18 protein-coding genes are annotated in these 16,764 nt (G+C 66.9%); 13 read left to right on the plus strand and 5 right to left on the minus strand.

The genetic code is table 11. The features are described from left to right. Window positions 1-148: 148 nt before the first annotated feature. Window positions 149-1,048, minus strand: coding sequence for a LysR family transcriptional regulator (locus tag ACAM57_RS09730; protein ID WP_126024841.1), 900 nt, complete (start codon window positions 1,046-1,048; stop codon window positions 149-151). Between the two features lie 69 nt (window positions 1,049-1,117). Here ACAM57_RS09730 and ACAM57_RS09735 point away from each other — a divergent pair, with 69 nt between their 5' ends. The 4 genes from ACAM57_RS09735 to ACAM57_RS09750 all read left to right on the plus strand — a co-directional run bounded on the left by ACAM57_RS09735 (window position 1,118) and on the right by ACAM57_RS09750 (window position 6,216). Then, complete coding sequence (locus ACAM57_RS09735) at window positions 1,118-2,569, plus strand: amidase (protein WP_126024842.1); 1,452 nt, start codon at window positions 1,118-1,120, stop codon at window positions 2,567-2,569. A 42-nt stretch (window positions 2,570-2,611) separates the two neighbouring features. Continuing rightward, window positions 2,612-3,583: a tripartite tricarboxylate transporter substrate-binding protein gene (locus ACAM57_RS09740; RefSeq protein WP_126024843.1), complete on the plus strand. Its 972-nt coding sequence runs from the start codon at window positions 2,612-2,614 to the stop codon at window positions 3,581-3,583. 6 nt (window positions 3,584-3,589) lie between these two features. Beyond that, on the plus strand, window positions 3,590-5,053 hold the full coding sequence (locus ACAM57_RS09745; RefSeq protein ID WP_369661508.1) for an MFS transporter: 1,464 nt from the start codon (window positions 3,590-3,592) through the stop codon (window positions 5,051-5,053). A 113-nt stretch (window positions 5,054-5,166) separates the two neighbouring features. Further along, the gene (locus ACAM57_RS09750; RefSeq protein WP_369661509.1) at window positions 5,167-6,216 is read left to right on the plus strand and encodes an RNA methyltransferase; all 1,050 of its coding nucleotides are present in this window, start codon (window positions 5,167-5,169) and stop codon (window positions 6,214-6,216) included. Here ACAM57_RS09750 and ACAM57_RS09755 read toward each other — a convergent pair. From ACAM57_RS09755 to ACAM57_RS09765, 3 genes are all read right to left on the minus strand, one after another. After that, window positions 6,209-6,961, minus strand: a complete 753-nt coding sequence (locus ACAM57_RS09755) for an alpha/beta fold hydrolase (RefSeq protein ID WP_369661510.1) — start codon at window positions 6,959-6,961, stop codon at window positions 6,209-6,211. The two genes, ACAM57_RS09750 and ACAM57_RS09755, sit on opposite strands and share 8 nt — an antisense overlap. Before the next feature lie 208 nt (window positions 6,962-7,169). Next, window positions 7,170-7,757, minus strand: a complete 588-nt coding sequence (locus tag ACAM57_RS09760; RefSeq protein ID WP_369661511.1) for a DUF1569 domain-containing protein — start codon at window positions 7,755-7,757, stop codon at window positions 7,170-7,172. A gap of 74 nt (window positions 7,758-7,831) precedes the next feature. Next, window positions 7,832-8,377, minus strand: coding sequence for a MarR family winged helix-turn-helix transcriptional regulator (locus tag ACAM57_RS09765; RefSeq protein ID WP_369661512.1), 546 nt, complete (start codon window positions 8,375-8,377; stop codon window positions 7,832-7,834). A 326-nt stretch (window positions 8,378-8,703) separates the two neighbouring features. Between ACAM57_RS09765 and ACAM57_RS09770 the strand changes: the two genes are divergently transcribed. From ACAM57_RS09770 to ACAM57_RS09800, 7 genes are all read left to right on the plus strand, one after another. Then, window positions 8,704-9,669 carry a LysR family transcriptional regulator gene (locus ACAM57_RS09770; RefSeq protein WP_369661513.1) on the plus strand — a complete coding sequence of 322 codons (966 nt, stop codon included), beginning with the start codon at window positions 8,704-8,706 and terminating at the stop codon, window positions 9,667-9,669. Window positions 9,670-9,862: 193 nt separating this feature from the next. Further along, entirely contained in the window at window positions 9,863-10,273 is a 411-nt protein-coding gene (locus ACAM57_RS09775; protein WP_369661514.1) for a type II secretion system protein, read from the plus strand. Between the two features lie 62 nt (window positions 10,274-10,335). Then, window positions 10,336-10,983, plus strand: a complete 648-nt coding sequence (locus ACAM57_RS09780; protein ID WP_369661515.1) for a hypothetical protein — start codon at window positions 10,336-10,338, stop codon at window positions 10,981-10,983. Beyond that, window positions 10,980-11,522: an ATP/GTP-binding protein gene (locus ACAM57_RS09785; RefSeq protein ID WP_369661516.1), complete on the plus strand. Its 543-nt coding sequence runs from the start codon at window positions 10,980-10,982 to the stop codon at window positions 11,520-11,522. Before ACAM57_RS09780 ends, ACAM57_RS09785 begins: the two co-directional genes overlap by 4 nt. Beyond that, on the plus strand, window positions 11,519-11,914 hold the full coding sequence (locus ACAM57_RS09790; RefSeq protein ID WP_369661517.1) for a roadblock/LC7 domain-containing protein: 396 nt from the start codon (window positions 11,519-11,521) through the stop codon (window positions 11,912-11,914). The genes ACAM57_RS09785 and ACAM57_RS09790 overlap by 4 nt, the downstream gene beginning before the upstream one ends. 97 nt (window positions 11,915-12,011) lie before the next feature. After that, window positions 12,012-12,371 (plus strand): hypothetical protein, encoded by a 360-nt coding sequence (locus tag ACAM57_RS09795; RefSeq protein ID WP_369661518.1) that lies wholly within the window; start codon window positions 12,012-12,014, stop codon window positions 12,369-12,371. Between the two features lie 21 nt (window positions 12,372-12,392). Continuing rightward, on the plus strand, window positions 12,393-13,328 hold the full coding sequence (locus ACAM57_RS09800; RefSeq protein ID WP_369661519.1) for a LysR family transcriptional regulator: 936 nt from the start codon (window positions 12,393-12,395) through the stop codon (window positions 13,326-13,328). On the opposite strand, the gene ACAM57_RS09805 is transcribed toward ACAM57_RS09800, so the two are convergent. Continuing rightward, window positions 13,325-14,845, minus strand: a complete 1,521-nt coding sequence (locus tag ACAM57_RS09805) for a PLP-dependent aminotransferase family protein (RefSeq protein WP_369661520.1) — start codon at window positions 14,843-14,845, stop codon at window positions 13,325-13,327. The two genes, ACAM57_RS09800 and ACAM57_RS09805, sit on opposite strands and share 4 nt — an antisense overlap. A gap of 214 nt (window positions 14,846-15,059) precedes the next feature. Here ACAM57_RS09805 and ACAM57_RS09810 point away from each other — a divergent pair, with 214 nt between their 5' ends. Next, window positions 15,060-15,977 (plus strand): ABC transporter permease, encoded by a 918-nt coding sequence (locus tag ACAM57_RS09810; protein ID WP_369661521.1) that lies wholly within the window; start codon window positions 15,060-15,062, stop codon window positions 15,975-15,977. Beyond that, window positions 15,961-16,755 (plus strand): ABC transporter ATP-binding protein, encoded by a 795-nt coding sequence (locus tag ACAM57_RS09815; RefSeq protein ID WP_369661522.1) that lies wholly within the window; start codon window positions 15,961-15,963, stop codon window positions 16,753-16,755. Before ACAM57_RS09810 ends, ACAM57_RS09815 begins: the two co-directional genes overlap by 17 nt. Window positions 16,756-16,764: the final 9 nt, after the last annotated feature.

Here is a 16,764-nt window from a genome sequence, read left to right on the forward strand (position 1 = left end):
CTGCCCTTCCCGCAGGGTTGGTGCTCCAAGGGGCCGTCTGCGGCGTTGCCCGCGCTTGCAAGGCTTCAGCCTTGCTGCGCACGGGCGCCTTGCAGCCAGCCCCTTGGAGCACCAACGCGACCCCGGAAATAGTGTGAACAGGCCCTAGCTAGGCCGCCTGTCGCACGGAGGCCCGAGCGCACGCCAGGAAGGGCTGGATCAGCGGGCTGTCCCAGTCGCTGCGCCAGCAGGCGGCGATCTCCATCTTCGCGTCGACGTTGCGCAGCGGCCTGAACACCACGCCCGGCGGCCGGCCGATCCGCGCGCATGCGGGCAGGATGGCCACCCCCTTGCCCGCGAGCACCAGCGCCAGCGCCGACACCATGGTCTCGACCCGCTGCGCGACGGGCATGCCGACCCCATGCCGCCTCAGCATCGAGGCCACCACCGACTTGTCGAGATCGCCCTCGGGCACCGGCAGCCCGATGAGCGGCACGCCCTCGAGCCGCTGCAGCGGAACGCTGGCCATGCGCGCCAGCGGCGAATCCGCGCGCACCGCCAGCATCAGCGGCTGGGTGCCGATGCGCTCGACCGAGATGCCGGCCTGCGCGATGGGTGGAATGCAGATCGCCACCGACACGTCGGAATCGGTGACAGCCGAGATGTTGTTCACCGCGTTGAGCTCCACGTACTGGATCTCCACGTCGGGCAGCTTCGCGCGCAGCGCGTTCTCCAGGCGGGGCAGCACCAGGTAAGAGAGCACCACCATGGTTCCGACAGTGAGCCGGCCCCTGCTGCCCGAGCCTATGGCCCGCGCGGCGTCGAAGCCTTCGTTGGCCAGCAGCAGGGCTTCCTTCGCGCGCCTGAAGAGCGCATTGCCGGCATCGGTGATCTCCATGCCGCGCGCCGTGCGCTGGAACAGGGGCGTTCCCACCGAGGCTTCCAGGTTCCGGATGTGCACCGACAGCGGCGGCTGCGCCATGTTGAGCCGCCGTGCGGCCTTGCCCACGCTGCGTTCCTCGGCAACGGCCACGAAGTAGCGGAGCGTTCTGAAGTCTGGTGCTGCCATACGCTGGTCATATGCCTTTTCGAGAAAACAGTATTGGACTGGCTTTGGGGGCGCATCAATCATTTGCGCATGCAAAAGTATCCCCGTCTTCCGAAGTCCGAGATCTGCGAAATGTCCGCCGTGACGCTGCGCTCCCTCGTCGCGCAACGCAAGCTCTCGCCGGTGGAGATCGTCGCCGAGGTGCTGCGCCGCGCCGATGCGGTGCAGCCGCTGCTGAACTGCTTCGTCACCTTATGCCACGAGCAGGCCATGGAAGAGGCCAGGAAGGCGGAGGCGGCCCTGATGAAGGGCGAGGCGCAGGGCCTGCTGCACGGCCTGCCCTTCACGGCGAAGGACATCGTCGACACCGCGGACGTCAGGACCACCTACGGCTCGGTGCTGCACCGCGACCATGTTCCCGCGCAGGACGCGCTGGCCGTGGCGCGCATTCGCCAGGCCGGCGGCATCCTGATCGGCAAGACCACCTCATCCGAGTTCGGTGCCAAGTGCATGACCGATGCGCCCCTCTTCGGCAGCACCCGCAACGCATGGGACGCCACGCGCACCAGCGGCGGCTCCAGCGGGGGGGCTGCCGCCTCCATGGCGGCGGGCGTCGCGCCCCTGGCCATCGCCACCGACGGCGGCGGCTCCACCCGCATTCCCGCCGCCTGCAACGGCGTTGTGGGCCTGAAGCAGAGCCTGGGCGTGGTGCCGCACAGCCAAGTGCAGGACGCCTTCGGCAACTACACCTACGTGACGCCTACCACGCGCGACGTGGCCGACACCGCGCTCATGCTGCAGGCCATGACCGGCGCGCACGGCTGCGACCCGTGGTCGCTGGGCGTGCCCGCGCAGCCTTACTTCGACGCGCTGCGGCCCGCCTCCGACCTGCGCGGAAAGCGCGTCCTGTACCGTGCGACGCTGGAAGGGCGCCCGATCTCCGCCGACGTCGCCGCCGCCTTCGAGGCCGCGCTCGCCACGCTGCGCTCGATGGGGGCGCAACTGGAGGAGATGCCCGATGAGGGCTATGACGTCGAGCCGGTGTGGCGCGTGATCAACCACACCAGCTGGCGCGGCCGCTTCGCTCCGCTGGCCGAGGCGCACGGCGAGAAGCTCAGCCCCTCGCTGCTGCAGCAGCTCGCGCTGGCGCAGCATGTCGACGGCGTCGCCTTCCAGCAGGCCATGTTCGCCAGGACCGCGCTCTTTCGCCGGGTGCAGGCCCAGCTGGAGACGCACGACTTCATCTTCACGCCGACCCTTTCGCGCACGGCGCTGCCTATCGACCAGGACCTGTTCGGAAGCATCGAGATCGACGGCCAGTCCTATGCCGACCTGAGGCCGAACTGGTTCCCGTGGACGATGCCTTTCAACCTCACGGGCCATCCCGCCATCAGCCTGCCCTGCGGCGCCGGACGCGACGGCCTGCCCATCGGCATGCAGCTGGTCGGCCGCTTCCGCGAAGACCAGCAGCTGCTGCAGGCCGCGGCCGGCTTCGAGGCCGCGCACAGGCCGGCGAACGCATTGCCCGTGCTGGCCTTCTGAGCCGGCCCTCCACCCGTTCCCAACTCCGCAGGTACTCCCACCATGGCCTCGTTCCTCAAGACACTTCTGCTGGGCGCCTCGATCGCCCTGGCCGGCGCGGCCGCGCATGCCGACAGCGCCACGCCGATCCGGCTGATCATCGGCTTTCCGCCGGGCGGCGCGCTCGACAGCCTCGCGCGTTCGCTGGCCGAGGACCTGCGCACCACGCTGAAGGAGCCCGTGCTGGTGGAGAACCGCCCCGGCGCTTCCACCCGCATCTCCATCGAGGCGGTGAAGGCGGCGAAGCCCGACGGCCGAACCATCCTGCTCGGGGCCACGCCGCCCTTCGTGCTCTTTCCGATGACCTACGCGCGGCTGAACTACGACGTCGACAAGGACTTCGTTCCCCTCGCGCACCTGGCGAACGTGCCCAGCGTGATCTCCGCGGGCGCGAACCAGCCGTTCAAAACGCTCGCGGAATACGTCGCATGGGTGCGCAAGAACCCTTCCGGCGGCAGCGTCGGCCTCACCAACCTCGGCGGCGGCCTGCACTTCAGCCTGCTTCAGTTGTCGAAGGCCATCGGCGTGCCGCTCACGCCCGTCACCTACCGGGGCGGCGCGCCGCTGGCCACCGACATCGTCGGCGACCACGTGCCGCTGGGCGCCGACGCGCTGGCCAGCCAGCTCGAGCTGCATCGCGCGGGCAAGCTGCGCATCCTGGGCGTGGCGGGCACGAAACGGCTGAGCTGGCTGCCCGATGTTCCGACGATCAAGGAGTCGGGCTACGACGCCTTCGACCGCGCCAATGCCGCCTACGCCGCGTTCGTGCCTGCCGGCACGCCGAAGGACGTGGTCGCGAAGCTGGAGTCGGCCTTTCTCTCCGCGATGCGCAGCCCGCAGGTGCGCGGGCAGGTCGACCGCATGGGCCTCGAGCCCACGGGGCTGCCCGGCGCGGAAGTGAAGCGGATCATGGCTTCGGACCGCGCGTACTGGCGCCCCATCGTCGAGGCCTCGGGCTTCAAGAGCGAAGACTGAACGCAAGTGACTACCGGCAGCGTGGGCAGCGAGGGCGCGGACGACAGGGCTGGCTGGGCGGTGCTCGCAGCCGCCAGCGCCGGGGCTTTGCTGTGCTTTCTCAACCTCAGCGCGCTCAACGTCGCGCTGCCGGCAGTGGCGCGCAGCCTGCATGCTTCGCCCACGCAGGCGAGCTGGATCCTGCTGTCGTACATGCTGGTCAGCACCGTCTGCATCCTCAGCTTCGGGCGGCTGGCAGACCTGTGGGGGCGGCGCAGGCTCTTCCTCGCGGGGCTGTGCCTCTTCGTGGCCGCCTGCGCGGCATGCGCCTTCGCGCCCGACGCCGGGCTGATGCTGGCGGCACGCATCTGCCAGGCGGTGGGCGCGGCCGGCGTCATGGCCAATGCCAGCGCGCTGGTGGGCGATGCCTTCGGCCGCCGCAGGATGGGGCTGGCGCTCGGCGTGCTCGCCATGGTCGCGGCGCTGGCGCAGGTCGTGGGCCCGCTGGCCGGCGGTTTCGTCGTGTCGTGGTGGGGCTGGCGTGTGCTCTTCATGCTCAACGTGCCGCTGGGGCTGTGCGTGCTGGCCCTGTCGTGGAAGGTGCTGCCAGTGGGCGCAGCCGTGCGGTCGGAGCGCTTCGACCTTGCGGGCGCGGCGCTTTCCTTCGTCGGCATCGGATGCGTGACCTACGCGCTCTCGATGGCGGGCACGCGCGGCTGGACGAGCACGCCGGTCTGGGCGTTCATGTTCGCGGGGCTTGGCGCCATCGCGCTCTTCTACAGGGTCCAGGTGCGCGCATCGAGCCCGCTGGTCGATCCCTCGCTGTTCGGTGACCCGGTGCGCCGCACCGCCTACGCGGGCATCCTGCTGCTGTCGATGGCGCAGGCCGCGCCGCTGGTGCTGGTGGCGCTGTATCTGCAGGCCTGCGCGGGGCTGGAGCCCTCGCAGGCGGGCCTGCGGGTGGCCCCGGTCGCATTCGGCATGCTGATGGCCGCACCCGTGGCGGGCATGCTCATCCGGCGCTTCAGTCCCGAGTCGGTATGCGTGGGCGGCATGCTGCTCGCTGCAGGCGCGCTGGCGATGCTGGCCACGTTGCTGCGGCCGGAGATCGGCGCGGTGCCGCTGTCGCTGTGCTTCTGGGGGCTGGGCCTCGGCATCGGCAGCTTCGTGACGCCGAACAACGCGTCGATCCTGCAGACAGTGACGCCGCAGCGCAGGGGCATCGCCAACGGCGTGCGCTCGACACTGCAGAACACCGGAATCATGGTGGGCACCGCGCTGGCGCTCAGCGTGGCGCTGGCGCGGCTTTCGCCAGGCTCGCAGCGCAGCGTTCTAGGCAACGCAGGCGCGGGGCTTTCCGGCCTCGACGTGGCCATCTTCACTCGCGGCACCAGCGCCGCGCTGGCCCTGCTCGCGGTGCTGTGCCTTGCGGGCTCGGCCATGATCGCCAGCAGCCGCCGCCGGGCCATGGGGCTGCAGTCGCAGGGCTGAGGCGGCCGGCGCCGTGCACAATCCGGGGCTTGTCGACCATCCTCCCGTGCGTTCGGCGCTGCTGCAAAAAGGGCAGCCGGCAGGCACGGGAAGCTTCCAGCCCCAGAGGGCGCATGCGAATCCACGAACTGAAAGAGCGGCTGCGAAAAGCCGGAGCCGGTCCCAGCCATGAGCAGCGCATCCTGCGGCTGTGGTCCCACGCCCTGCCCAGGAACAGCGGCAGGCGCCTGCCCGCGAGCTTCTTTCCCGCGCCGTTGATGGAGGCCTTGCCAGCCATCGAAGCCGAGCTTGCGGGGCTGGCACGCGTGGTCGCGGCGCATCCGGGCGCCGATGGTTCCGAGCGGCTGCTGGTCGCACTCGCCGACGGCCAGACCGTCGAAAGCGTGCTGCTGCCGCGCGACGGCCTCTGCGTGTCGTCGCAGGTTGGCTGTGCCGTCGGCTGCCAGTTCTGCATGACGGGCCGCGACGGCCTGCTGCGGCAGGTGGGAAGCGCCGAGATCATTGCCCAGGTCGCGCTCGCGCGCATGCGCAGGCCGGTGCGCAAGGTGGTGTTCATGGGCATGGGCGAGCCCGCGCACAACATGGACAACGTGCTGGAGGCCATCGAGCTGCTCGGCACCGTGGGCAATGTCGGCCACAAGAACCTCGTGTTCTCCACCGTGGGCGATCCGCGCGTGTTCGAGAGACTGGCCGGGGAGCGCGTCAGGCCCGCGCTGGCGCTCTCTCTGCACACCACCAAGGCCGGGCTGCGCAGGAAGCTGCTTCCGCGCGCGCCCAACATGACGCCGGAAGAACTGGTCGCCGCGGGCGAACGCTACGCGCGGGCCACCGGCTATCCCATCCAGTACCAGTGGACGCTGCTGGAAGGCGTCAACGATGGGCAGGACGAGATCGACGGCATCGTCCGGCTGCTCTCGGGCAAGTGGGGCGTGCTGAACATGATTCCGTTCAACGCGGTGGATGGCGTCGACTTCAACCGACCGTCCTGGGAACGCTGCAAACAGATCGCGCGCACGCTGCACGAGCGCGGCATCCTGACGAAGCTGCGGCAGTCGGCGGGGCAGGACATCGACGGCGGGTGCGGCCAGCTGAGGGCGCGCGCCGCCGAAGTGGCCGAAGTGGCCATACCGATCCGCAGGATCGAAGAGCTGCGCGTCAGCTGAAGGAAGCCATCCAGTCCCAGACCTGCGCGGGCGCCTCGACCATCACGTTGTGCCCATGCGGCCCGAGGTCGCGCGCTTCGGCGTCGAGCGAGCGGGTCTGCTCCAGCGTCACCATCGCATCGTTGCCTCCGCGCGCGAGATGAACGGGGCAGCGCGCGAGCGTCATCAGCTCCGATAGCGGCGGCTTGCCCACCGCGTTGGCGCGCGGGTCCATCGCAAGGCGCCAGCCGCCGTCGCCGTGCGCGATGCCTCGCGCTGACACCGATGCCGGCGCACCGGCAACCGCGGCGAGGCCCGACACCTTCAGGTAACGCTCGCGCGCTTCCTCTTCGGTGGCGAACAGCTTCGCGGGCTGCAGCGCCAGCGAGTCCATGCGGCGCACTTCCTCGTCGCTCCAAGCGATCTTGATGCCGGCCGCGAAGACGCGATGCGGCAGGAGGCCGAACCAGCCCGTGGCGAGCGCGAGGCCGATCACGCCGCCCAGCGAATGCCCGAGCACCACGAGGCGCCCTTCTGGCTGCAGATGCGGCAGCACGGCGCGCGCGACGCTCGCCGCGTGCTGGCCGATGGCGTAGGAGTCCTGCGTGCCGGAGCCGCCATGGCCGGGCAGGTCGAGTGCGAACCAGCGGCCTTTCCAGCGGGTGCCGGCATCGGCGCACAGGGGCGACCACACGGCGCCCGTCGCGCCCATTCCGTGCAGCAAGAGAAGCAGGTCCGCGCCTTCGCCGCCTTGTTCCGTGTACATGTCCGCCGTCTCCTTCGGTTCTTCGATGGCCGAAGAATACCTGCCGGTGCATGCATGACCGTGCACTGTCGAGCCAGCCGCCACCCCCGCCGCCGCCGCCTCGACGAGGCCGACGAGCAGGACGTCACCGGCAACGGCGAGATCCGCAACGAAGAGGTTGTCGCCGGAACGCGAACCCGCATCGGGCGCGAAGCCCTCGAAGCGCGCGTCAGCCGGCGTCCACCAACTCCCAGTGATTCGCCAGGTGCATGAGATGCGCCCGGGTGTACTCCGACTTGCTCAGCGCCCCGTAGGCGAAGTGCGGCGCGAGCGCGTTGCCGTGGCGTTCGAAGCGGCCCAGCGCGCTCATCAGGTGCTCCACCGCGGCATCGAGCGGCTGGCCTGACGCGATCGCCGGTGCGCCGGGAATGGGCTCTTCGAGCCCGTGGCTCATTCGGCCGCGCGCCGAGAACACCGCGAATGCCATGCTGCCCAGCGAGCCGCGGAACCACGCGGGCTTGAGCTGGGGGAAGCCGTCGAGCGAGTATTCGACGCTCTGCGCGCTGTGGTGCAGCACCTGCGCCAGGTCCCAGCCCGAGCGGGTGCGCAGCGGTGCGGTGCGCAAGCGTTCGAGGGTGCGCATGGCGCGGGGCAGGTCGGAGAAGTCGTCCATGGCGATGGGCTGGTCGGAGTGGGTGAGAACGTAGCCGGCGCCCGTGGCTGCAGCGCCGGCCAGCAGCGCGCCGCCGGTCAGCAGGGCGCGCCGGGGGCGCGAGATGCGGTAGCCGTTGCTGTTGTCCTGAAGGGCGGTATTCATGTGGTGCCGGATGGTAGGCACCGGTAGGCACAGGAACTGTCAAATTTCCGACAGTCTTTGTTGAAGAAGCGTTGTCAGGCGCTGCACTCCGGCCACTTGTGGCGCGTGCCGCCCGAGCGGCGGTCGGCTTTCTCCGGCACCACGCCCATCGCGCTCAGCTCCCTGCCACGCAGCTCGAGCCGGCGCAGGCACTTGAGGAAGATGTCAAGGTGCTCCGCGTCGATGGCCTCGAGCAGGTCCATGTTGAGGCGGGCGATTCTCGGGAACACCGCCTCGCACAGCTGGCGGCCGGCGGCGCTCAGGCTCACGTGCACCTCGCGTCCGTCCTCGGCATCGCGCCTGCGCTCCACCAGCTTCTTCTCGGCGAGGCTGCGCAGGCCGCGCGAAGTTCGCACGCGGTCGAGCTGCAGGCGCTCAGCGAATGCCGAGGAGGTGATCTCGCCGATCTGCGCGAGCATGCCGATCATTCCCCACTCGCGGTGCGTGATGCCGAAGCCTCCTTCGACGAGGCGCGTCGCCATGCCGCTGCCCGGACGAATGGCCCGGGAGAGGCGGTACAGGAGCAGGTCGTCCAGGCAGCGCGGCGAGCGCAGCGCCTGGGCATCGGTGAAAACTTGCATGGGCGATCCGAAGTCGAGGTCATCTGCCGGCCAACCGACCTCGACGGTGGGTGATGGATTAGATCAATCGTCTGTCGATATTTATAAACAGCCGGGCAATGAATATTGCCGCAATGTCATTGAGATTCGCGGCATTTTTCCATAGGGCGTCCGCCAATTGCGGAAAGTCAGCCGGTGCTCAGTATTGGCCGCCGCGCTTTTGCGCGGGTTCGGCATATCGCACCGCTATTCGGGCTGAATTGATCTCGATTTGAATATCGATTGATAGCAATAGCGAAATTGATAGAAGCAGGCTTTTTGCAGCAGTCATCCAGGAAAGGAATCTCTTGCTCGATCTGAACGAAGTCGCCATGTTTGTCCAGGTGGCGCGCCTGGGCAGCTTCGCGGAGGCCGCGCGGCACCTGCGCGTGCCCTCGGCCACAGTGAGCCGGCGCATCCAGCAGCTCGAGACGCGGCTGGGCACCCGCCTGATGCAGCGCTCCACCCGCAAGCTCACGCTGACGAGCGCGGGCCAGACCTTCCACGAGCGCTGCGGCCCTGCGGTGGAGGAACTGATAGAGGCCGGGCAATCGCACGTGGCGGGCAGCAAGGAGCCCAGTGGCGCGATCCGGGTGGCGGCTTCGGCCAGCTTCTTCGAGTACTTCGACATGGGCTGGGTGTCGGCCTTCCTGGCCGCGCACCCTGCGGTGCAGATCGACTTCGTCCTCAGCGACCTGCAGGCCGACCTCATCGCCGATCGCATCGACGTCGCGTTCCACATCGGGGCTCTCGAGGATTCGAGTTACGTGGCGCGCCGCATCTTCACGAGCTACGGAGGCCTCCTTGCCAGCCCGGCCTATCTTGCGGCGAATGGCGCGCCTCGCGATCTGCGCGAGTTGAGCGAGCACGAATGCGTGACCCAGCCGCCAGCGACGGGCAGCTTCGCCACATGGCGGCTGAAAGGCCCCGACGGCTGCGAAGAAGACGTGCGGGTTCGGGGACGCTTCAGCAGCAACACGCACGTGGCGCTGCGCGAGGCCGCCTGCGCCGGGCTGGGCATCGTCGCCCTGCCGGCGATCCTGACCTCGTCCGAAGTGGCGGCGGGCCGGCTGGTGCCGGTGCTGCCTCAATACGTGCGGGCAGGACGCGGCATGAGCGTGGTCTACCCGAGTCGCCAGCAGCGACCGCTTGCGGTCACGGCGTTCGTGAACATGGCGGTTGAAAAGCTCAGCCTGCAGGAGTGGATGCCTCCTCCAGCCGAGACGAGTGAACGCCGGCTGGAGGCGCATCTCGATTCGTCGGTCTGCCGCTGAATACCGGCGCCCAGACGGGTGTTGCTCATATCTGCTGATTGCAGATGCACCACATGCGGGCAATTTGCCTTAATTTGGTGCAATTGATTCGGCCAAATCGTACGGATTGCATCGAAAGCTGATCGGCTGAAACTCATTTTGTGCGCTAGCGCAGCACAACAGATTCCGTAAACAATTGTCACGAATCCTTTTGATGGACATGCAATTCGGCATGTCTGCATTGCGAGCGCACGAAAAAACTCATTCATTTTCATCATTTCCGCATAGGGAAATGGATGCTTCAGGTTACAGCAAGGGGAACGGGTTGAATAAAAGGTCGACGGGTGCAGAAAACCAACAGGCAGAACAACGGCTTTCGCGCGTCACCAGGGGGTTCACGCTGATCGAATCGGCGGTCCTTCTGGCTTGTTTGGCCGTTGCCGCATCCGCCTTGCTGCCCCGCTGCAAGAGCGAGCTGGTGAGCGGACGACCCCTTGGTGGTCCGGACGGCTTCGTGGCGGCCCACATCGGCATGCAACGCTTTCAACAGGCGGCCGCCGGCGCGCTGGACCGCATCTTTGCGCCGTGCCTCCAAGGCTGGCGCGACACGGCCTCGACGAACTGACCAGGCATGGTCGCGGCGCAGGGGACACATCCATGCTGAGGCTCGGCATCCACAAACTGCCCATGGCAGAGGCGGTCCTGATCCGCACGATCATGAGGCTCTCTGCGGGCCAGCCCGGCTTCGCCTGGCAGCTGGTCGACGCGCCGCCTTACGACGCGCTGCTGGTCGACGGCTCTTCTGCGGAGCATGAATATCCCGGGGTGGCTGGCAGCATGGCCGCCGCCGTGCTCAGGCTCACCAGCATGAACGCGGGGTGGCAGCCCGGCACCATGGAGCGGCCGATCCGTGCCGACAGGCTGCAGCAGTGGCTGCGCAGCATCGAGCACGCGCTGCGCGAGGCGCAGCCCGGCGGCCTCACGCTGCACGAGCAGACGGCGCTGGAAGTCGAGGTGTCCGACGCGGAGCATTTCATGCTGCGCCGCTGGCCGCCGGCCATGCTGCTGCGCAACGACCTCGACAACATCCGCATGGCGAGCCTGCTGTCGCGGCGCGCACTGAACGCGACCGAGCTGGCCGACCTCAGCCAGCTGCCTTTCTCCCAGTGCGTGGCCTTCCTGCACGAGCTGCGCAAGGCAGGCGTGCTGGAGCTGCGTGTGGCCCAAGCGTTGCCGCCGGCCATATCCCGCAGCGACAGATCGCTGCGCGGCGGCGATCTCGCGCGCAGCTTCATCGAACGCATCCGCCGCCGGCTGGGCCTGCGCGCGCCATGAGGGAGCACAAGATCCTCGTCACGGGCACCGTGGGCGCTGGCAAGACGACGGCCATCGGCCTCGTGAGCGAGGTCGCGCCGGTCGTGACCGACGTGCGCAATTCCGACGCGTCCATCGACAAGGCCCGCACCACGGTCGGGCTGGACTACGGCCAGCTCACGCTGGACAACGGCGACATCGTTCGCCTGTTCGGTACGCCCGGGCAGGCCCGTTTCGACTTTCTCTGGAAGATCCTCGCGAGGAACGCGCTGGGCCTGATCGTGCTGATGGACAACTCGCGGCCCGATCCGCTGGCCGACATGTGCGTGTACCTGGACGGATTCGCCGAGCATCTGCGGACACTGCCCTGCGTCGTGGGCGTGGGGCGGATGCAGTCCCACGCCGTGCCCACCCTCGACGACTATGCCGACCGGCTCGCATCCACCGGCCGGGTGTTTCCCATTCTCGATGTGGACGTGCGCCGCAGGAGCGATGTGCTTGTGCTGATCGACACGCTGCTCATGCAACTCGAAGCCGACATGCGGGGAGACGAAGAGTGAGCACCAGACACGGCCTGTCCAGGACTGCCACGGCGCACGCGCAGCGCGAAGCGCGCAAGCTGGTCGAAGAGCTGAGCGGCGTGACGGCGGTGGTGGTCGCCACCGCGGACGGCTTCGACGTGGCCTCCGTGTCCGCCGGCGACGCAGACCCGGCGCGCGTGGCCGCCATGGGCAGCTCCATCGTGGCGATAGGCGACGTGGTGTCGCAGGAAGCCCGCCTCGGCCGCCGCGAGAGCGTGATGGTGCTCACCGACTCGGGCTTCGCGGTGTTCCACAGCGTGCATCGCCGCGATGCCGACCTCGTGATCAACGTGCTGGCGCGAGACAGCGCCATTCCCGCGATGGTGGCGTACCGCGCCGCCCAGCTCGCCAAGGCACTCGCCGAGGTGTGACGACCGATTTCCTCGCGCGCGTCTGCGTGGCGCGCGGGTCTCTTCCCGTACGCAGCGATTCCCTCACCCAACTTCAACGACTTTTCTGGAGAAAAACTTGGCTTCCATCAAGCACACGCTCGAAGACATCCTCACCATCGACGGGGCCATGTGCGCTGCCGTCGTCGACGCCGGCAGCGGCATGATCCTCGGCAGCGTGGGTTCGGGCGCGGACATGGAGATCGCCGCGGCGGGCAATACGGAGGTGGTGCGGGCCAAGCTCAAGACCATGCGCGCGCTGGGCCTGAGCGACGTGATCGAGGACATGCTCATCACCCTCGGCAGGCAGTACCACATCCTTCGGCCCTCGTCGGTGAAGGAGGGACTCTTCCTCTACGTGGTGCTCGACAAGCAGCGCGCCAACCTCGCACTCGCGCGCCGCAAGACGCAGGAAGTCGACAAGCTGATGGACTTCTGAGAAAGCGGCAGGCAGTTTCCGGTGCTGGATCTCAATGAAGTCGCCATGTTCGTGCAGGTGGCGCGGCTGGGCAGTTTTGCCGAAGCCGCGCGGCACCTGCGCATGCCTTCCGCCACCCTGAGCCGGCGGGTGCGGCAGCTGGAGGCGCACCTGGGCACCCGCCTGCTGCAGCGTTCGACCCGCAAGCTGGCGCTGACCAGCGGCGGGCAGGATTTTCTCGAGCGATGCCTGCCCGCGGTCGACGAGCTCATGGCCGCCGGGCAACTGCAGCTCGCGGGCAGCCAGGAGCCGAGCGGGGCGGTGCGGGTGGCCGCGCCCAGCAATTTCTTCGACTTCTTCCCGATGGAGTGGGTGTCCGGCTTCCTCGCCGCGAATCCGCGCGTGCGGATCGACTTCGTCCTGAGCGACGCGGCGGCCGACCTCGTCGCCGAGCGCATCGACGTCGCCTTTCGCGGCGGTCCGCTGCGGGATGCGGGCAGCGCGACGCGCAGGATATTCGCCAGCTACGGTGGCCTTTTCGCAAGCCCGGGCTACGTGGCCGCGCACGGCCAGCCTGCCAGCCTGCATGAGCTGGGCGAACACCACTGCGTGACGCCGCCGCCCGACGCGGGCAGCTACGCCACCTGGCGCCTGCTCGACGCCGACGGCGCGGAGCAGGACGTGCGCGTGCGGGGCCGCTTCGTCAGCAACATGCAGGACGTTCTGCGCAAGGCCGCGTGCGCGGGGCTGGGCATTGCCGCGCTGCCGTCGATCCTGGTGGCGTCCGACATCGCCGCCGGCCGGCTGGTGCCGGTGCTGCCGCAGTACAGGCGGGCGGGGCGTGGCCTGAGCGTGATCTACGCCAGCCGCCACCACATTCCGCATGCGGTGTCGGCCTTCGTCGAGATGGCGATGGAGAAGCTTGCCGCCAGCCAGGACTGGGGTTCGGCTTCCGTGGCTACAGGGCAGTACCGCTAGCTTTGGATGGTGTCACAGTGCTGGCCAAGCTCGAGAATCAGTTGCGAGAGCTCGTTTGCAGACGACTCGATCTGATCTTCTGTCAATGCGGAAAAGCCGATCAATACAGCAGCGGGCAACGCAGACTTGTATGAGTAATCCGATAGACAGTGGAGATGAATCCCGCAGCTTGCGGCGCGTTCCCGCAGAGCTCGCTCCTGGATGCCCTCGGGTAGCCAGAGAAGGAAATGAAATCCGGCGTTATCTGCTGTGATCCGAATCTTGTGACCGAGGCGGTTGCGAAAGATCGATGCCGCAATGTCACGTCTTCGCTTGTAGATCAGACGCACACGCCGAAGATGAGACGAGAACAGCCCGGCCTTGAGAAATTCTGCCAAGGCGACCTGGTCCGTGATGCTGTTGGAGCGGCCCGTGAGCGCACGCATGTGCCGGATCACCGGCAGGAGCTTTCGCGGAACGACCATGTAGCCGATTCGCAGCGACGGAAAAAGCGTCTTGTTGAAGCTCCCGCAATGAATGACACGATCCTCGGTATCCGCTCCCTTGAGTGCAAGAAGCGGCGCGCCTTCGTAGTTGATCTCGCTGTCGTAGTCATCCTCCAGAATCCAGCTGTCGTTGTCGCTCGCCCAGCGCAGCAGGTCGCTTCGGCGTTGAACCGACATCACTACGCCGGTCGGCGACTGGTGAGCCGGGGTGACGTAGGCAATGGCCGCCTTCACGGAACGGGCCGCCTCGATGTCCAGCCCCTGGGCGTCCACAGGAACGGGAACAGGCATCGCGCCCGCGGCGGCAAACATCTCGTAAGCTCCGCTGTACCCAGGGTTCTCGATCAGCACATTCGCGCCCCGGGCCACCGTGCGGGCGACCAGATCGACCGCGTGACGAATGCCTGTCACCACGACCACGCACTCCGGGTCGCACCGCAGCCCCCGTGCATTTCCAAGATAGGCGGCAATCTGTTGCCGAAGCGGAAAGAACCCTGAAGGATCCTCGTCCATCAGGGTGTCCATGCTCAGCCGGCGCAAGCAGTCCGAAAGCATCTGACGCCATCGCTCGAGCGGAAACAGCGCCGGGTCCGCCGTTCTTGCGATGAAGGCTGAACGCCCCTGCCGCCTCGGCGCCGAAATGCCGAGCGAGGATTCGTGTCGCTCAGGCGCCGGGCAACTGACCGGAGCGGGAAGCGATTCGTTCTGGGCCGGCAGCGCCAGGAACACGTCCGGGTTCACCGAGGCTACAAGCGTGCCGACACCGACGGCTGCGAGCACGAAGCCTTCGGCAGCCAAGCGCTCGTATGCAAGTTCAACCACCCCTCGCGATACGTTCCACGACCGTGCCAGCTCTCGTGACGATGGCAGCCGTGCCAGCGGCATCAGGCTGCGGTCGAGGATGCGATCGCGGATGACGCGGTATATCCAGTCTTGCTTGGATTCGCCGTCGGCGCGAGCGCTCAATGGAAGATCAATAGCGATCGTCTTGGATCGGTGCGGCGGTCGTGGACGCGTTGGAGGAACAGACATCGTCGCAGTGGCCTAGTCATTTTGCCCGCCAGTGGCACTTCCTGGACCCGGAAACATTCCATCGGCCGTCAGCACGGCATTTGAGCTGCACGTCAATCGCGCAGCTGCCGGCCAACTGGGCATCGCTCTTCCTCAGAGCCTGCTCAGCGAAGCGAAAGTGGTCATCGACTGATCCAGCGCCAAGCTCTTCGACTGAACCAGAGGTCGCACACCAATGTCTCTCTTCTCCGTCCTCGGCGCGCTGGAGCTCGGGCTCATCTTCAGTCTCGTAGCCCTGGCTGTCCTTTTGTCCTTTCGCATTTTGAACTTTCCGGACCTGACGGTAGACGGAAGCTTCACGACTGGCGGAGCCGTTGCCGCCATCATGATCGTGAAAGGATTCGACCCGTTTCTCGCCACCGGTTGCGGGGCCGCGGTCGGCGCGGCAGCCGGCTTCATCACCGCCTGGCTGACGGTTCGAATGAACATCATGAACCTGTTGGCGAGCATCCTGACGATGATCGGTCTGTACTCGATCAATCTGCGCATCATGGGAAAGCCGAATATCCCGCTAATCAACGATGCGACCGTCTTTAGCGTGCTTTCGCCCGCGTGGATGCCTGACTACTGGGTGCGTCCTTGTGTGCTCGTCGCTTTCGTTCTGCTGCTCAAGATCATGATCGATTGGTATCTGAATTCTCAGCAGGGCCTGGCGCTTCGTGCGACCGGGATCAATCCACGCATGGCCCGGTCGGTCGGAGTGAACACCGGTCGAGGCACACTGGTGGGTATTTCCATCTCGAATGCCTTTGCGGCCCTTGCGGGCGCCCTTTTCGCTCAGACGCAGGGCGGTGCAGACATCTCGATGGGCTTCGGCACCATTGTGGTCGGACTCGCCGCCGTCATCGTCGGAGAAACGGTTCTTTCGGCACGGCGGATGGTTTGGATCACCTTCTCGGCGATCGTTGGGGCCATCCTCTACCGCTTCGCTGTCGCCACCGCCCTGGTGAGTGACTTCATCGGGCTGCAGGCGCAAGACCTCAGTCTCGTTACCGCCGTGCTTGTAGCACTCGCCTTGATCTTGCCCGGTTTGCGCAAGAAGATTTTGGCGCGACGCCAAAGAGCAGGAGCAATGCATGTTGCGCGTCAGTAATCTCTTTCTGACCTTCCACCCCGGTACGCCGTTGGAAACCCGCGCCCTCGACGGGATGTCCGTCGAGATACCCGACGGGCAATTCGTGACGGTGATCGGATCGAATGGCGCGGGCAAGTCGACTCTTCTCAACGCCATCAGCGGCGACCTGCGCGTCGATTCGGGACGCATCGAGGTCGCGGGCGTCAACGTCACCCATCTGCCGACATGGAATCGAGTCGGTCTGGTATCGCGGGTCTTTCAAGACCCGATGATCGGCACTTGCGACGCCCTGACCATCGAGGAGAACATGGCGCTCGCATCCATGCGCGGAAAGAAGCGGAGTCTTTTGCCGGCTCTGCGGCTTTCGCAGCGATCCTTCTATCAGGAGCAACTTCGCAAACTCGGCCTCGGACTGGAGGCTCGTCTCAATGACCGCATCGGGCTGCTGTCCGGCGGCCAGCGTCAAGCGGTCAGCCTGCTGATGGCCTCCTTGCAACCCTCGGAAATCCTGCTTCTGGATGAGCATACGGCCGCGCTCGATCCCAAGACGGCGGCCTTCATTCTCGAGCTGACAAGAGCCATCGTGAATGAAAAGCGAATAACCACATTGATGGTGACGCACAGCATGAAGCAGGCGCTCGAGCTCGGAGATCGCACACTGATGCTTCACAAAGGGCAGGTGGTGCTCGATGTCAGCGGCGAAGAGCGCAAAGGCATGCAGGTTCGTGACCTGTTGAACATGTTCGAACGGGTGCAAGGCGAAGCCATTGCAGACGACGCATTGCTGCTGTCCTGATCGTCTGCT

Origin of the sequence: Variovorax sp. V15 (assembly GCF_041154425.1) — a bacterium.
Classification (GTDB): Bacteria; Pseudomonadota; Gammaproteobacteria; order Burkholderiales; family Burkholderiaceae_C; genus Variovorax; species Variovorax guangxiensis.

Bases quoted from the DNA above. Each gene is read 5' to 3' on its own strand.
- ACAM57_RS09730 (WP_126024841.1), bottom strand. From the start codon at position 1,048: ATGGCAGCACCAGACTTCAGAACGCTCCGCTACTTCGTGGCCGTTGCC.
- ACAM57_RS09735 (WP_126024842.1), top strand. From the start codon at position 1,118: ATGCAAAAGTATCCCCGTCTTCCGAAGTCCGAGATCTGCGAAATGTCC.
- ACAM57_RS09740 (WP_126024843.1), top strand. From the start codon at position 2,612: ATGGCCTCGTTCCTCAAGACACTTCTGCTGGGCGCCTCGATCGCCCTG.
- ACAM57_RS09750 (WP_369661509.1), top strand. From the start codon at position 5,167: ATGCGAATCCACGAACTGAAAGAGCGGCTGCGAAAAGCCGGAGCCGGT.
- ACAM57_RS09755 (WP_369661510.1), bottom strand. From the start codon at position 6,961: ATGTACACGGAACAAGGCGGCGAAGGCGCGGACCTGCTTCTCTTGCTG.
- ACAM57_RS09760 (WP_369661511.1), bottom strand. From the start codon at position 7,757: ATGAATACCGCCCTTCAGGACAACAGCAACGGCTACCGCATCTCGCGC.
- ACAM57_RS09765 (WP_369661512.1), bottom strand. From the start codon at position 8,377: ATGCAAGTTTTCACCGATGCCCAGGCGCTGCGCTCGCCGCGCTGCCTG.
- ACAM57_RS09775 (WP_369661514.1), top strand. From the start codon at position 9,863: ATGGACATGCAATTCGGCATGTCTGCATTGCGAGCGCACGAAAAAACT.
- ACAM57_RS09780 (WP_369661515.1), top strand. From the start codon at position 10,336: ATGGCAGAGGCGGTCCTGATCCGCACGATCATGAGGCTCTCTGCGGGC.
- ACAM57_RS09785 (WP_369661516.1), top strand. From the start codon at position 10,980: ATGAGGGAGCACAAGATCCTCGTCACGGGCACCGTGGGCGCTGGCAAG.
- ACAM57_RS09805 (WP_369661520.1), bottom strand. From the start codon at position 14,845: ATGTCTGTTCCTCCAACGCGTCCACGACCGCCGCACCGATCCAAGACG.
- ACAM57_RS09810 (WP_369661521.1), top strand. From the start codon at position 15,060: ATGTCTCTCTTCTCCGTCCTCGGCGCGCTGGAGCTCGGGCTCATCTTC.
- ACAM57_RS09815 (WP_369661522.1), top strand. From the start codon at position 15,961: ATGTTGCGCGTCAGTAATCTCTTTCTGACCTTCCACCCCGGTACGCCG.